Source organism: Candidatus Solincola tengchongensis (assembly GCF_015711935.1).
In the GTDB taxonomy this organism is placed as follows: domain Bacteria; phylum Actinomycetota; class Geothermincolia; order Geothermincolales; family RBG-13-55-18; genus Solincola_A; species Solincola_A tengchongensis.
On the sequence record NZ_JACVJJ010000117.1, the window covers coordinates 1 to 13,424 of the forward strand.

Below are 13,424 nucleotides of genomic sequence, written 5' to 3' on the forward strand. Positions count from 1 at the left end.
TTGATCGATGCCGAATCCATGGCCCTGCTGGAGGCGGTGGGGATGATGGCCTATTATGCCCCGGAGGAGGAATGCGCCGTCATGCGCGAGGTGCCCTTCTCCGGTCAGGCCCAGATGCTCCTGCGCTTCATGCACTCCAGGGACCTCCAGACCTTCATGGACGGCGTTCCGCAGATAACCGACTTCCGTTACACCAACGAGGCCATGCTGGGCGTGGTCTTCGACGATTCTTTCGCCCCTGTGGGTATGATCCAGAACAGTATGGGGTTCCTCGGCGGGGGCACGGTGGTGAAGAAGGAATTCCCCGCCTCGGAGCTCATCCAGGGCATCCCCATCATCGGGGAGCTGGTGGGGGGCATGCTTGGCATGGGGCCCTATTACATCGCCAACGATGCCGGGCCGGATGCCCTGCACCTCAGGCAGGGACCTCTCTATCACTGGGTGAACTTCGACGAGGTGGGCGACGCCGCCGATCCTAATTACCAGGATATGGAAGGAAAGACGACTTACACGACGGCGGAGAACGAGGTCAGCGACATCCATGACGTAGCCAGGGTCATCTTCAAGGGGCCCTTGAACCTCACGGAGTGGTATTTCTCCACCCGCCAGGTGGCGGACATCGTCGCCGCCCTCTTCCCCTTCGCCAGGGATTACGGCATCAATTTCCTGCACGGGGACCGGGTGGGAGAGCTTCCGAAGATCGAGTTCATCGCCGAACAGGGGGTGCTCAGCGGCGGCACCTTCATGTTCTTCCCCATTCCCGGGGAGAGGAAGCTCATCAAGGGTTACAACCACATGGATGTCCTCACCGCTTGTGCCAACGCGCCTTCCCGGCGACCCAACGAAGTCATAGGCCCACTTATCGACTTCGTGGAGGAGAACCTGAACGGTACGGACTGATCGGGCGGACCGCCGTTGTGGGGACCCCCGGCGAGAGCCGGGGGCCTTGCTTTTCGTCCGCGCATGCGTGGGAGGGGGGTTTGCGTGAGAGCCCCGCCCGACGCTTGCGCGACGCCGTCTTTTGCTGCGGGACGGGGTGGCTCAGCCGCCGCCCTCAAGTTCCTCGACAAGGGAGGCGACCAGATTCCTTATCTCGTCCCGCACCCGGCGCATGAGTTCCAGATCGCCCTTCCCGGGATCCGGCAGAGGCCATTCCTCCAGGCGGTCCCGCGCCGGGAAAGCGGCTTTGGCGATGCAGCCGAAGGAGATGATGCGGTCGAATTCGCCCAGCCTGCCCAGCTCCAGGACCTTAGGGGCGGCGGCGGAGATGTCCAGGCCGACCTCCCCCATGGCCCGTACGGCAAGCGGGTTCACCTTTTCCGCCGGGAAGGTTCCCGCGCTCTCCGCCCTCCATTCCCGGGCCAGGCTGTTGAAGAAGGCCTCGGCCATCTGGCTGCGGGCCGCGTTCTCCCCGCAGACGAAGAGCACTTTCTTCTCGCCCATGTGTCCCGCAAGCCTCCTCTACATGACCAGATGCGGCCCGGCGTGGAGCGCAGATCTGTACTCGCGGGCCCCCGCGTCGAAAGCCCTCTGCAGGCCCGTCTTGCGCTCCGCCTCCTTCGCGCACGACTTGAGGGCCTTGTTGACGAAGGCCGAGGCATCGTCGCCGTGCCGGCCGGTGACGACGCGCTTTATCCGGATAAGCACGTCCTCGTCCAGGATCGAGGACATCGTTCTCACGAAGATCTCCCCTTATCGCTAGCTCGAGCATGTCGCGTGCAAGCTAATATATAAGATAAATAGGACACTAGAAAATAGGCAATGATTTTGGCCACTCCGGCGTCGGCCATTGAGGAAGCGCGTAAGCGTACCACAATTTTAACCCATGCGAGTGGAGGTACGGGGTATCACTTAGTGCCCGAATTGAGGAAGCGCGTAAGCGTAACCACTTCTTTTAACGACCACCCGGACGTTAAGATTGAGCGCCTCTGCAGGGTAGGGCACCCAGAGCATCTTTTTCCACCCCGGGGCGAAAGAAGGTTATCATACGACTCCCTGGTTCAAGTCCGGCAGCTGCAGGCGTTAAGGGGACAGCCGGGCCCTGAATGCCTCCCGATGCTTCCCGAGAAACCCGGCTACTTCTTCCGGAGGGATTCCGGGCATGAGCCCCACGCGGAGGAGGCAGGCGTCGTTCGCCGGGCGGTCATCATGGTCATCCCGGACGGCTCGACCTCGGGTTTTCCTATAATATGCCTGCGTCGAGGGTTCCGCGACGACCTCTCCAATGCCTTTATATCGCCGTGCGTTGCCGGAGAAAGCGGTTGGCTTCGTCCTGCGGTGGGGGCCTCGTTCGGGGCGGAGAACGCCCCTGCGGTAATCTGAAGTGCATTGCGGTTATAGCCGGGGGGCTCCGCCGGAGCGTCGACGGCCCTCTGCGCCTCGCCGCTTACCTCCATCTCGACGCACTTCAGGCCTCGGTGCCCCGAGCGGCTTCGATGGAGATCATGGTGTTTTTAACCCGTAACAAGGATTAATTACGATGAGGACTCCGCAGACGGGAGGAGAGACCGTCTCACGGTTCCTACGGGCAGTCATGACGGCGGGTCGCCCCCGGATTCTTCGCGCGTGTCCCCCTTGAGATACTCGAGCGTTGGGCATCCTCCGGCCAGGCTCGAGTCGGCGGCCCCTCGTTCGCGGGTGAGGAAGGTCGTTGACAGGGAGCAGGCGGCGTATATAATACAAATGGTGATTAGTAAAAAAGTAGTTTTGTGAAAGGTTGGAGAGATGGCCGAAAAGCAAACGCTGAGGTGCGTCGTAGATCCCGGTATAGTGGAGCTTGCGGATGGCTTGAAGATCCTGTCCGACCCCAACCGTTTGCGCATCCTGTGCCTGCTATTGCGGGGTGAGAGATGCGTTTGCGAGGTGGAGAGGGAGCTGAACATCTCCCAACAACTGGCATCCCATCACCTTAACGTCCTGAGGGAGGCCGGCTTCCTGGAGTCCAGGAGGGCGGGGACATCGTCCTATTATGCCGTGGTCGCCGAAAGGCTGGAAGGCATCTTGGACATGATGCGTCGTTTTCTCGGCGGTGGTCTCGAGGACCGGCCAGGTGTCGAAAGGTCCTGCTTCGGGGCTTCTCTGCTGACCCGAGGAGAGATGGGCGGGCCGGGTCGAGTCAGGACGCGAGCTTCGGAAGGGCCCAAGAGGACGAAATCGGCGGAAAGGAGCAGAGGATGAGGAGGATAGCCGTTTCCCTGGGCGAGGAGGAGCTGATCTGGCTCAAGCGCATCCTGGCGGACGACGACCGGGAAGAGGCCTTGAGGTTCATCCGGGAGGTGCTGGAGAAGAAGGTAAAGGAGGCCGAGCTCCCGCACTGCGTGCCGGTGTTCGAAGAGTCCTACCGACCCAACCAGGGAGAGGTAGTGACCGGGAGGATCAAGAGGGAGGAGTGAGCCGGGAGCGCAAGCGGGTACTTTAGGAATGGAGGAAGGTATCCATGCTCATAAACCACTACGAATTGGAGATGTTCTCACCGCCGTGCGACCCGGGGTCGCCGATCTGGGTAGCTCGGCTGAAGACGGATGCCGACCTGGGGCCGATCATGCCCTACGTCAACGTGGAGGTGAAGAACGCCTTCTACGACCCCAAGGTGCCCACCATCGTGTGGAGGGAGGGAGCTCACAAGTACGCGCTGCGGGAGAACATGGTCAGCATCAACAATTTGAAGGACCGTGCCCATGCAGAGAGGACGGCGGAAAAGGTCATCCAGTGGCTGAACGACATCTGGGAGCGCCGAGAGGAGATAGAACCCGACCACACCACGCGGGTACCTCCCCGGCTTCTGGACGTGCTGCGTTTCCTCCCCCGCACCAACTGCGGGAAGTGCGGTGTGCCCTCCTGCATGGCCTTCGCCGCTCAGCTCGTGGAGGGCGAGAGGTGCGTGGAGGACTGCCCACCTCTTATGGAGGCGGGAATGGAGGACAAGCTGGAAAAATTGAGGGAATTGGGCCTCTGAGGGAGGGGTGACCGGCGACTTGTGGAGATTGGGCCTAGGTAAAGCCCCTTTGAGGCGGGCAGCCGCACCCTTTGGGATTGGAGGACAAAGCTTGCGAGGCGGACAGAGTGGAGCGGAAGAACGGAGGTGAGAGGGATGGAGATCAAAGTTCTGGGGCCCGGGTGCAAGAAGTGCATCGCCACCAAGGAGGCCATCAAGGAAGTGGTGTCCGAGCTGGGCCTGGATGCCGTGGTGGAGGAAGTGACCGACATGGCGGAGATCATGAAGTACAACGTCCTCACCACACCGGGCGTGGTCATCGACGGGAAGGTGGTCTCCAAGGGTAAGATCCCCTCCAAAAAGGAGATAGAGAGCTGGCTCAAGCCGTGAGATCATAACTCGAGCTTTGAGATCACATAGGAATTTCAGGAAAGGAAGCGATCGTACATGACCTTTGGCGGATTGATGATGGAGGGCCTCAAGACCCTCTACGAGTACGTGGCCCAGCACACCCTCTTCTGCCTGGTGCCCGCCTTCTTCATAGCTGGGGCCATCGCCGCCTTCCTGAACACTGCGGCGGTGATGAAGTATTTCGGCCCCAGGACCAACAAGATCCTGGCGTACTCCGTGGCCTCCGTGTCCGGGGCCATCCTGGCCGTGTGCTCCTGTACCGTTCTGCCCCTTTTCACGGGGATAAGGGAAAAGGGGGCCGGGTTGGGACCGGCGGTGGCCTTCCTATATTCCTCGCCGGCAATCAACATCTTGGCCATGACCTATTCCATCCACCTACTCGGTTACGACCTGGGGGCGGCGCGCATCATAGGGGCAGTGGGCTTCGCCTTCGCCATCGGGCTGATCATGGCGGGCATCTTCCACAAGGAGGAGGAGCGGCGGGCGCAGGAGGCGGAGGCCGCGGGGGTCTTCGCGTACGACGACGGTAGCCGCGTGCGTCCCGGACACCAGAACCTCGCTTTCTTCGGGGTGCTCATCGCCATCCTGGTCTACGGCACGGCCAAGGTGCCCTCCATCTACAAGTACGCGGGGGAGGTGCTGCTCCTGGCGTTGCTCATCTACCTGGTGAGGAGATGGTTCACCCGCGAGGAGATAAGGACCTGGTTCCTGGAGACCTGGCGAATGGTAAAGATGATCCTCCCGATACTGCTCATCGGGGTCTTTCTGGTGGGAGTGGTCAAGGAGCTCATACCTCCCGAGGTCATCTCCCGTTACGTCGGCGGCAATACGGTGGGCGGGAACGCCATCGCCTCCGTCTCCGGAGCCCTCATGTACTTCGCCACCCTCACCGAGGTGCCCATAGTGCGCGGTTTGTTGGACTTGGGGATGGGCAAGGGGCCGGCCCTGGCCCTCATGCTGGCCGGTCCGGCGCTCTCCCTGCCCAGCATGATCGTCCTAATCCGGATTTTGGGCCCCAAGAAGGCCTTGGCCTACATCGCCCTCGTGTGCCTCTTCGCCATGGGCACGGGATACGTCTTTGGTATGTTTGCCGGGTAGGCCGGGGATTGCATGGAGAGCGTGGGCGGAACGTAAACGCGTGGCCGCCCGGGAGCGGAGATCATGAATCGAGCGGTGGGGGATTCATGCATGGCCGTTATACAGCGGAGCGGGTTTCCGGCGTGAGATGAAGAGGGGGAGTACTCAGGAGCACCCTTTCTTGCGTGATGCACAGACACCTTCGACCATTGTAGTCGGGTTCAAGATGCGCCTGCGGCAAGAGAGCGAGCGAAACGCCTCCAGCCAAAACCTCGGAAGCATTCTAGCCTGTGCCGGAAACGACTAGGCCGGATTGAGGTTAGAAAAGAGCACATGCGAGTCTTCGCCGCTCAAAGCTCTGGAGAACAGGAGGAGATGATGGGAGAGCTCGAGGTAGTGATAGCGACCTGTTACGGTGCCGCCAACACAGGGCAGCTCGCCGGGGCGGTGGCCACTGAACTGGCGAAAGAAAATGAGGAATACCATTTGGTCTGCCTTCCGGCGGTGGCCATCGATAAGGATACGGGGTTGAACAAGATAGCGGGGGCGGAGCTCTTCGTCATCATCGAGGGCTGCCCGGTGATGTGCTGCTCCAAGATCGTGGAGGAACATACGGGCCGTAAACCGGACATCCGGGTGGAGATGGTGGAGGACTACGGGGTGAAGAAAGCCCCCGTGCTCGAGTACGACGAGGCGGAAAAAGACAGGATAAAAGCGGACGTCAAGCGTCGCATCGAAAAGGCCTTGGCCGAGAGGGGCCTGGCGTGAGGACGAGCGTTTGAAGCTTCAGGAACAGACCCTCGGCATTAGTATGGCTCCAGAATATAAGCACATCTTACACCAGAGGGGGCCGCAGTCGTTCCGAACGGTCCTGGCGATAATGACGCGGTGCGAAGTCCTTTTTGTGTGCCGGCACGGCCCCGGAGTGAGGAGAGGCAGAGAGGATGGCCATAGTATTCGTGAAGGGTGGGCAGTGCGGGAAGGAGACGGTTATAACGGCGCGCAAGAGCGGCCAGACGACTGTGGCACTACAGTTCGAGACCCCCTGCGAGCATATCGCCGAGCTGGCGGAGGAGCTCAGGGATGTCAACCCCGGCAGCGAGATGACCTTGCCCATGCGGGACACGGCGGTATACCGTGCGGCATCGGAGCACTGCTGCCGCAACTCTTGTATCGTGCCCGCGGCGACCCTTAAAGCGGTGGAAGTGGCCGCCGGCCTTTTCGCGCCTGAGGACGCCTGCGTCAATTTTTTGGAGGACGCGCTGTGACAAGGTCGCTTGACGGGGAAAAGGGGGGAGTGGCACGGATATAACCACCATCGTCATTCTCGTGCTGACCGGCGTGCTGCTGCTGTTGAGCGTGGTCAAGGATCGGAGGAAAACGTTAGCCGCTCTTCGCGTGGCTCATAAAGGCTTTGTGAGGTTTCTGCCCAGCGTCTTGGCCATCATCCTGGTGGTGGGCCTGATAGTGGGCTTCGTCCCACCCAAGGTAATCGCGCAGGCGATCGGAAAGAACAGCGGCGCGCAGGGTGTGGCTATCGCCTCGTTCCTGGGAGCGGTACTCTTTATCCCGGTCATCATCGCCTTCCCGTTGGCGAGGTCCATTCTGGACATGGGAGCCGGGGTCATGGCCACTGCGGCCTTCATCACCACCTTGACTATGGTCGGGTTCGTTTTCTTGCCTCTGGAGATAAAGCAACTGGGAAAGAGATTCGCCATCGCCAGGAACGCTTTGAGCTTCATCGCCGCCGTGGCCATCGCGGTGGTTGTTGGGGTGATCGTAAGATGAGAAAAAACGACGACGCCAGGGCCGAGGGGAAATGGCAGAGCCTTCGGGAGCGAATACGGTGGGATTATGCCGCCCTCTTCCTCATCGCGTCTCTCTTCACGGTCATGGTCATCGCGCTTCCTGAAAAGGGCGCTCAGGCCCGACACGTCGCCTGGGAATATTTCAAGGAGATGGCCATGATCCTTCCCGCGGTGTTCATCATCATGGGCCTGGTGAGCGTATGGGTGGAAAGAGAGTTCATCATCCGCTTTCTGGGTGAGGGATCCGGGGTCAAAGGGGTCGCCCTTTCTTTCATCCTTGGGAGCATCCCCATGGGTCCACTCTACGTGGCCTTCCCGCTGACACTGATGCTGCTGAAAAAAGGCGCCAAGGTCGCGAACATGATCATCTTCCTCTCGGCGTGGGCGTGCATTAAGCTCCCCGCGGAATTAATGGAGCTCCAGTTCCTGGGCTGGAAGTTCACGCTCGTTCGTTATCTGGCCACGCTGCTGGTGGTGGTTGTTTTGAGCGAGGTCATAGGGAGGGTCTTTTTCAAAGAGGGTTACAAGGCACCGGATGAGGCCCTTGGCGGAGCCCAGACGTGACATGACGCCCGCACAGGGAGGTTCGTAACGGATATCGGTCGTCCTGGAGGAGGCAAAAATCCTTAGAGGCGCACGAAAGACGGTCTTAAGCAGGTGTGTAGGATCGAGCATGATCCGAAAGTAAGTGGATCGGAGGCAGGAGGATGTCTGAATTGACGCAAAGAGCAGCTTTGATGGAGGAGATACTGGGGATGCCCACCAGTCTGGTGGCGGTGAGGTTCCACGAGGAATTCACCCGCCTGCCTGGATACGACCTGCCTGATAAACGGCGCTACTGCCAGGTGCTCATGGAAGCGAGGAGGGGCAGGCGCGTGCTGCTGAGCCCCGGGAACATCGCGTGCCCGGCTGCCGCATGGGCCCTGGGATTCGATGATCCCCCGCCCCGGCTTATCAGCGGGGAGATGCCGACGGCGATGGGGATATTTGGCAACACCGAGGCGGTGCAGCATACCTTCTCCACCATGCAGCGCCTGGAGATGGGCAGGTACAAGATGGTGTCCTTATGCCCTTTGGAGGAGGCGGAAGACGAGATCGACGTGGTGGTGGTCGAGTCCATGGCCGAGCACCTGATGTGGATCGCGCTGGCCCACGTGTTCAAGACAGGGGGAAGGCTGCATTTCGACACCGCGGTGCTCCAGGCCACCTGCGTGGATGTGACCATAACCCCCTTTGTTCAGCAGCGCATGAACATGTCCATAGGCTGCTACGGTTGCCGCGAGGCCACCGATCTGGCGGAGGGTGAATGCGTGCTCGGTTTCCCGGCAAGGTATCTTGAAGATATCGTTGATTCCCTGGAATCCCTGCGGGAAAAGGCTATGCCCCGCGTGAGGGGCAAGAACGTCTACAGGGCGCTGCTCGAGCGCGGCGAGAATTGAAAAATGCCTTCGGAAGAGGCGGAAACCGTGCGCCGGAGCACGTGGTCTCCGGCGGCGGGGGACTTGTTGGGCAGTACGGCAGTTGGTCGGATCGTTCAGGAGGAATCATGTTCGAGAAGGTGCTCTTCGCGGTGGATTTCTCCCCCTACACGGAGAGGCTGCTGGGCAGCGTTGAAAAGCTGACCCAGGCGGGGATGAAAGAGTTGATCCTGCTCTACGTGGTCGATGCCAAGCATGCCGGCATGGCCGAGGACATGTTGAAGAGCTATGCCCATGAAGAACTCGAACGATTGGTCCGTTCCGTAGAGGTAGAGGGCTTGAAGGTCATCCAAAAGATCGAGGTCGGACCCCCTGCGAAGGAAATCCTGCGCGTGGCGGCAGATGAAAACGCCTCTCTCGTCTACCTGGGGGGACACGGGGCGGGGTTCTTTGAGCGCCTGATCACCGGGAGCGTCAGCAACAAGGTGCTCAGGCTGGCCGACAGGCCGGTTCTGGTGCACAAGTGCAGAATACATGAAAAAGACCAGGGATATGCATGTGAGGATGTCCGCGAGTCGCTCTTCGAGAAGGTGCTCGTCACCACCGATTTCTCCGCCTACGCGGAGAGCGTCCGCCCTATGCTGGAGGAGATGATTGCTTCATGTTGCGACGACATAACCCTCCTGCACGTGCAAGAGGAGGGCGACGAATGGGCGGGTGCCCTGGAGACGATGGCCGAGGAGGATAGGGTCGAGCGCAGGATGGAGAAGCTGCGCGAGCTCGCCTCCTGCCTAGAGGCGCGTTGCCATAGGGTTGAAACCCGCCTAGAGGAGGGTAGCCCCGTCTCGACTATCGTGAGAGTGGCGGGGGAGATCGGCGCCTCCCTCATCGTGGTGGGGGCACTGGGGCACCGCCGCTTTTCGGACAGATTGATCGGCGGGGTGGCGGAGGGCGTGGTCAACCACAGCGAGGTCCCGGTCCTGGTGGTTAGGGCAGTGCCAGAGCCTCAGAAGGGGCTTATTCCCGAATCATGATGAGCAACATCTTGAAACGTTCGATGGCATGCAGCGAATGGGACACATTGGCGGGCATGATTACCATGTCTCCGCTCTTCAGGATAAGGGGTTCCCCGCCGATTACCACCTCCGCCTCGCCGTCCAGCAAGAAAACCGTGGCGACAAAAGGAGCAGTATGCTCGCTCAGCCCTTGCCCCTCGTCGAACGTAAAACGGTGATCGAGCCCTTCTCCCCCCGCACGATTTCTCGGCTGACCACGGCGCCTTCCTGGTAGTCAACGATTCCGGCCGCCACAAGCACGCGACCCGCCAGCCCGTCCTTGCCCTTGCTCATAGATCTCCCCACGCTTTCTGTATCTCCTTCGTGTCGTGACCCGCGACGGTTACATGCGGATAAGGCTATGGAATGAGCCTGAAGATGGCCTCGTAGCGGGTCAAAGTGTCGTCGTTGAGCGAGTACATGTTCCAACGGCCTTTTCTCCTCGCCTTTATGAGCCCTGCGGTATGCAAGAGGAAGAGGTGGTGCGAGACCGTCGATTGCGGTTTCCCCAACGCCTCGACGATGTCGCAGACGCAGAGCTCGCCGTACTTCAAGAAGGCGAGTATTTTAAGCCGGGTTTCATCCGAGAGGATTTTGTGGATCTTCGCCGCTTCGGCAATGGCGCTTTCATCGATTTCTGTAAAGCGCGATCTGGTGCCGGGGATACAAACTTCTTCCCCCGTGCTAACAGCGGTGTCTATTTGTTCGCTCGAATGTTTGGTTTTCATATAAATGATTATAACCCTTGACTTTTTATCGCCGCCCTTAATAATATATCCATATATTTAGATATGTAAATAATTAAATGAAATAGCACTACTGCAGTGCACAAGGAGGAAGTGATGGAGGGAAAGGTAATGCAGGGCGAAGTCACCGCAGTGCGCGAACCCGAAGGTGTCGCCGCCGCTTTTCGGCCCACCGAGTACGCTTGCGGGGCAGCCCAGGACAACATGAGAAAAATGAGCATATTCGACCGCTACCTTTCCATCTGGGTGGTGATATGCATAGTCATCGGTACTCTCATCGGCTACTACATTCCCTCCACCGCCAGGGCTCTGGAGAAAGCCACCTACGCCCAGGTCTCCCTGCCCATCGCCGTGCTCATCTGGCTGATGATCTACCCCATGATGCTCAAGATCGACTTCGCGAGCATCCTGCAGGCAGGGAAGAGGCCCAAGGGCGTGGTGGTGACCACGGTCTCCAACTGGCTGGTGAAGCCGTTCACCATGTATCTCTTCGCCAGCCTCTTCTTACTAGTAATCTTCCGCGCCTGGATTCCTCACGAGTTGGCGAAGGAATACGTGGCGGGAGCCATCCTCCTGGGGGCGGCACCTTGCACGGCCATGGTCTTCGTGTGGAGCTACCTCAGCAACGGCGACCCCGCCTATACCCTCATCCAGGTGGCAATAAACGACGCCATCATCCTCTTCGCTTACGCACCCATCGTCGTCTTCCTCATGGGGGTATCCGGCATCAGCATCCCCTGGGACACGGTCATCCTCTCGGTGGTGCTCTTCGTGGTCATCCCACTCACCTTCGGCTACGTGTCCCGCAGACAACTCATCAAGCGTAAGGGGATCGAGTGGTTCGAGAACGTGTTTTTGAAGAAGCTCAGCAATGTGACTGTGGTGAGCCTGCTCCTCACCCTGATCATCCTCTTCATCTACCAGGGCAAGACCATCGTGGAGAACCCGGTGCACATAGTTCTCATAGCAATCCCCCTGACCATCCAGACCTACTTCATCTTCGCCTTCAGCTACGGTTGGGCCTGGTTGTGGAGGATCAACTTCGAAGTGGCTGCCCCGGCCGGCTACGTCGCCGCCTCCAACTTCTTCGAGCTGGCGGTGGCAGTGGCCGTATCCCTCTTCGGCCTGAAGTCCGGGGCCGCCTTGGCCACCGTGGTCGGGGTACTCGAGGAGGTCCCCATCATGCTTTCCTTGGTGTGGATAGCTAAAAAGACCAGAGGATGGATAGATAGGCGACACGCAGAAGCGCCGGAAAAGAGGAAGCGCATAGGGAGGCGGCCTGATACGAATCACTCTAGAGGATAGTCGCGGCACAATGGGCGTGCGGTAGAGCCGTCAAAGGGATGGAAGCGAGAGGCGCCGCGAGGGAGGGCGTGAGCGTTTGACCTTATAAAGCGGGCGATTTGAGTTTCGGAGGGGAGCACCATGTTCAGCCGTTTACTGATCGCGACCGATCTTTCCCCGGCATCCAATGCCGTGGTCAACTGTCTGGGCGGCTTGAGGGCTTACGGGGCCGGGCAGTGTCTTCTGATGATGTGTCTGAGCGCGCAGGAGGCGATGGCGACCGCTCTTTCCTACTCCATCGATGCCTTCGAGAAGGCGATGGGCGTGCAAAAGGAGATCCTGGAAAAGCAGGGGTTCGCGGTGGAGACCAGGGTGGTAATCGGTTCCGCGAAAAGCGAGGTCACGCGGACCGCCGATGAGGAAGATTATTCCCTCATCGTAGTCGGGTCCCAAGGCCACTCTCTCGTGGGCGATATGCTGCTGGGAGGCGTGGCATACGGCATTATCCACAGCGCAAGAAGGCCGGTACTCGTGATTCCCATACGGAAGAAACACCACGAGGAGAACGAACCCGGGAACGGGTGCCTGCCGGTGGAACGCTGTGCTTTCACCAGACACGTCCTCTTTCCCACGGATTTCTCGGAGAACGCCGACCATGCCTTTGCCTACGTGGAGAAGATGGCGAAAGAGGGCGCGCGGCGAGTCACCATCCTTCACGTCATGGACAAAGAGCATCTCGGCCACAGGTTAGAGGAAGAACTGGTAACCGATCGCCTCGATACAATGGAGAAGATCCTGCGCTCCGGAAGTGGCGTGAAAATAGAGAAGAGGATCGTTTACGGCTCTCCTTTCACCGAGATTATCCGAACGATACGGGAAGAGGACGTGCAACTCGTGGTCATGGGAAGCCAGGGGCGCGGCTTTATCAAAGAGGTTTTTCTGGGGAGCGTAAGCCACAATGTGGCGCGCACTTCCGATGCCCCGATAATGCTGGTCCCGTATGTTCGGTGAGGCGGCACGAGGCGCACGGTTTACCGCCCGCCCTCGTCCCGTTGGTACCTGAAGGATCGGTATGGGAGGAAAACCCGAGTCGGCTATTCATAGCAACTGAGACCGGGATTGATGGCGCGTGTGGGGTGGCCCACATGCTTGTGTTCATGACGACAACGAGGAAAAGAGGTCCCTCAAGGCCGAGTTCAAAGGCTACGGATCAGCAATCTTTCGGACGTCTGCGGTTGGTCGTTCATGGCGGCAGGCTGGATGTCGATGTTCATGACGAGCATGTCGCGGGAATGCGCCGTAGAGAATGTCGAACGAAACAGATTAAAGAGATGAAAGGAGCGACCCCTCCGTGCTCGGCGTAAAGGGACGGCATGACAGCCGGGCTGGGAAACGGGGGGTGGCTCATGGGCCGCATCAAAAGAGGTCGAGCAGGGATCGAAAGCCTGGATTTAAGCACGTGCAGGCTCTCGAGGTAATGAGCCGCTGCCCTCTTGTAAATGACATCCTCCGGCACTCTTAAGGATCCTATAAGATGCCGTGTCGAGGTCTCATCAGGATAAAGCACCCAGCTTCCTGTGTACGACTGCGGAAGAAGACTTTAGTAGTTGACATCGATATTTTTATTTATTAAATTCGGTTACGAATTATATAAATAAGAATTTATATAAAATATTTAACAAATGAACGAA

General features: G+C 59.2%; 16 protein-coding genes and 2 pseudogenes. 14 read left to right on the plus strand and 4 right to left on the minus strand.

Going from position 1 to position 13,424, the window contains the following annotated elements; all coding sequences use genetic code 11:
- Positions 1 to 900: pseudogene (locus H7007_RS12120) on the plus strand (hypothetical protein); the annotation flags it as partial.
- A gap of 141 nt (positions 901 to 1,041) precedes the next feature.
- Here H7007_RS12120 and H7007_RS12125 read toward each other — a convergent pair.
- Together H7007_RS12125 and H7007_RS12130 are read right to left on the minus strand one after the other, a co-directional pair.
- Positions 1,042 to 1,443, minus strand: a complete 402-nt coding sequence (locus H7007_RS12125) for an arsenate reductase ArsC (protein ID WP_287155572.1) — start codon at positions 1,441 to 1,443, stop codon at positions 1,042 to 1,044.
- Positions 1,444 to 1,461: 18 nt separating this feature from the next.
- Entirely contained in the window at positions 1,462 to 1,680 is a 219-nt protein-coding gene (locus H7007_RS12130) for a hypothetical protein (RefSeq protein ID WP_287155573.1), read from the minus strand.
- A 1,044-nt stretch (positions 1,681 to 2,724) separates the two neighbouring features.
- On the opposite strand from H7007_RS12130, the gene H7007_RS12135 reads away from it, so the two are divergent.
- The 11 genes from H7007_RS12135 to H7007_RS12185 all read left to right on the plus strand — a co-directional run bounded on the left by H7007_RS12135 (position 2,725) and on the right by H7007_RS12185 (position 9,682).
- The gene (locus H7007_RS12135) at positions 2,725 to 3,177 is read left to right on the plus strand and encodes an ArsR/SmtB family transcription factor (protein ID WP_287155574.1); all 453 of its coding nucleotides are present in this window, start codon (positions 2,725 to 2,727) and stop codon (positions 3,175 to 3,177) included.
- Positions 3,174 to 3,392, plus strand: coding sequence for a hypothetical protein (locus tag H7007_RS12140; protein WP_287155575.1), 219 nt, complete (start codon positions 3,174 to 3,176; stop codon positions 3,390 to 3,392). The genes H7007_RS12135 and H7007_RS12140 overlap by 4 nt, the downstream gene beginning before the upstream one ends.
- Positions 3,393 to 3,436: 44 nt before the next feature.
- Positions 3,437 to 3,955 carry a (Fe-S)-binding protein gene (locus H7007_RS12145; RefSeq protein ID WP_287155576.1) on the plus strand — a complete coding sequence of 173 codons (519 nt, stop codon included), beginning with the start codon at positions 3,437 to 3,439 and terminating at the stop codon, positions 3,953 to 3,955.
- 135 nt (positions 3,956 to 4,090) lie between these two features.
- Positions 4,091 to 4,324 carry a thioredoxin family protein gene (locus H7007_RS12150; RefSeq protein ID WP_287155577.1) on the plus strand — a complete coding sequence of 78 codons (234 nt, stop codon included), beginning with the start codon at positions 4,091 to 4,093 and terminating at the stop codon, positions 4,322 to 4,324.
- A gap of 57 nt (positions 4,325 to 4,381) precedes the next feature.
- Entirely contained in the window at positions 4,382 to 5,443 is a 1,062-nt protein-coding gene (locus H7007_RS12155) for a permease (protein WP_287155578.1), read from the plus strand.
- 357 nt (positions 5,444 to 5,800) lie between these two features.
- Positions 5,801 to 6,190 carry a putative zinc-binding protein gene (locus H7007_RS12160; RefSeq protein ID WP_287155579.1) on the plus strand — a complete coding sequence of 130 codons (390 nt, stop codon included), beginning with the start codon at positions 5,801 to 5,803 and terminating at the stop codon, positions 6,188 to 6,190.
- Between the two features lie 176 nt (positions 6,191 to 6,366).
- A complete protein-coding gene (locus H7007_RS12165; protein WP_287155580.1) occupies positions 6,367 to 6,690 on the plus strand; it encodes a DUF6951 family protein in 324 nt (107 codons plus the stop codon).
- Between the two features lie 148 nt (positions 6,691 to 6,838).
- Positions 6,839 to 7,210, plus strand: coding sequence for a hypothetical protein (locus H7007_RS12170; protein ID WP_287155581.1), 372 nt, complete (start codon positions 6,839 to 6,841; stop codon positions 7,208 to 7,210).
- On the plus strand, positions 7,207 to 7,794 hold the full coding sequence (locus H7007_RS12175) for a permease (RefSeq protein ID WP_287155582.1): 588 nt from the start codon (positions 7,207 to 7,209) through the stop codon (positions 7,792 to 7,794). Before H7007_RS12170 ends, H7007_RS12175 begins: the two co-directional genes overlap by 4 nt.
- 143 nt (positions 7,795 to 7,937) lie before the next feature.
- Positions 7,938 to 8,669: a DUF169 domain-containing protein gene (locus tag H7007_RS12180; protein WP_287155583.1), complete on the plus strand. Its 732-nt coding sequence runs from the start codon at positions 7,938 to 7,940 to the stop codon at positions 8,667 to 8,669.
- Between the two features lie 107 nt (positions 8,670 to 8,776).
- A complete protein-coding gene (locus tag H7007_RS12185) occupies positions 8,777 to 9,682 on the plus strand; it encodes a universal stress protein (RefSeq protein WP_287155584.1) in 906 nt (301 codons plus the stop codon).
- Here the strand turns inward: H7007_RS12185 and H7007_RS13775 are convergent.
- Together H7007_RS13775 and H7007_RS12195 are read right to left on the minus strand one after the other, a co-directional pair.
- Positions 9,666 to 9,997, minus strand: a pseudogene (locus tag H7007_RS13775) (cupin domain-containing protein). The gene H7007_RS12185 and the pseudogene H7007_RS13775 overlap by 17 nt on opposite strands.
- Positions 9,998 to 10,062: 65 nt before the next feature.
- Positions 10,063 to 10,431: an ArsR/SmtB family transcription factor gene (locus H7007_RS12195; protein ID WP_287155586.1), complete on the minus strand. Its 369-nt coding sequence runs from the start codon at positions 10,429 to 10,431 to the stop codon at positions 10,063 to 10,065.
- Between the two features lie 222 nt (positions 10,432 to 10,653).
- On the opposite strand from H7007_RS12195, the gene arsB reads away from it, so the two are divergent.
- Positions 10,654 to 11,754 (plus strand): ACR3 family arsenite efflux transporter, encoded by a 1,101-nt coding sequence (gene arsB, locus H7007_RS12200; protein ID WP_350340656.1) that lies wholly within the window; start codon positions 10,654 to 10,656, stop codon positions 11,752 to 11,754.
- 120 nt (positions 11,755 to 11,874) lie between these two features.
- Positions 11,875 to 12,744: a universal stress protein gene (locus H7007_RS12205; protein ID WP_287155588.1), complete on the plus strand. Its 870-nt coding sequence runs from the start codon at positions 11,875 to 11,877 to the stop codon at positions 12,742 to 12,744.
- Positions 12,745 to 13,424: the final 680 nt, after the last annotated feature.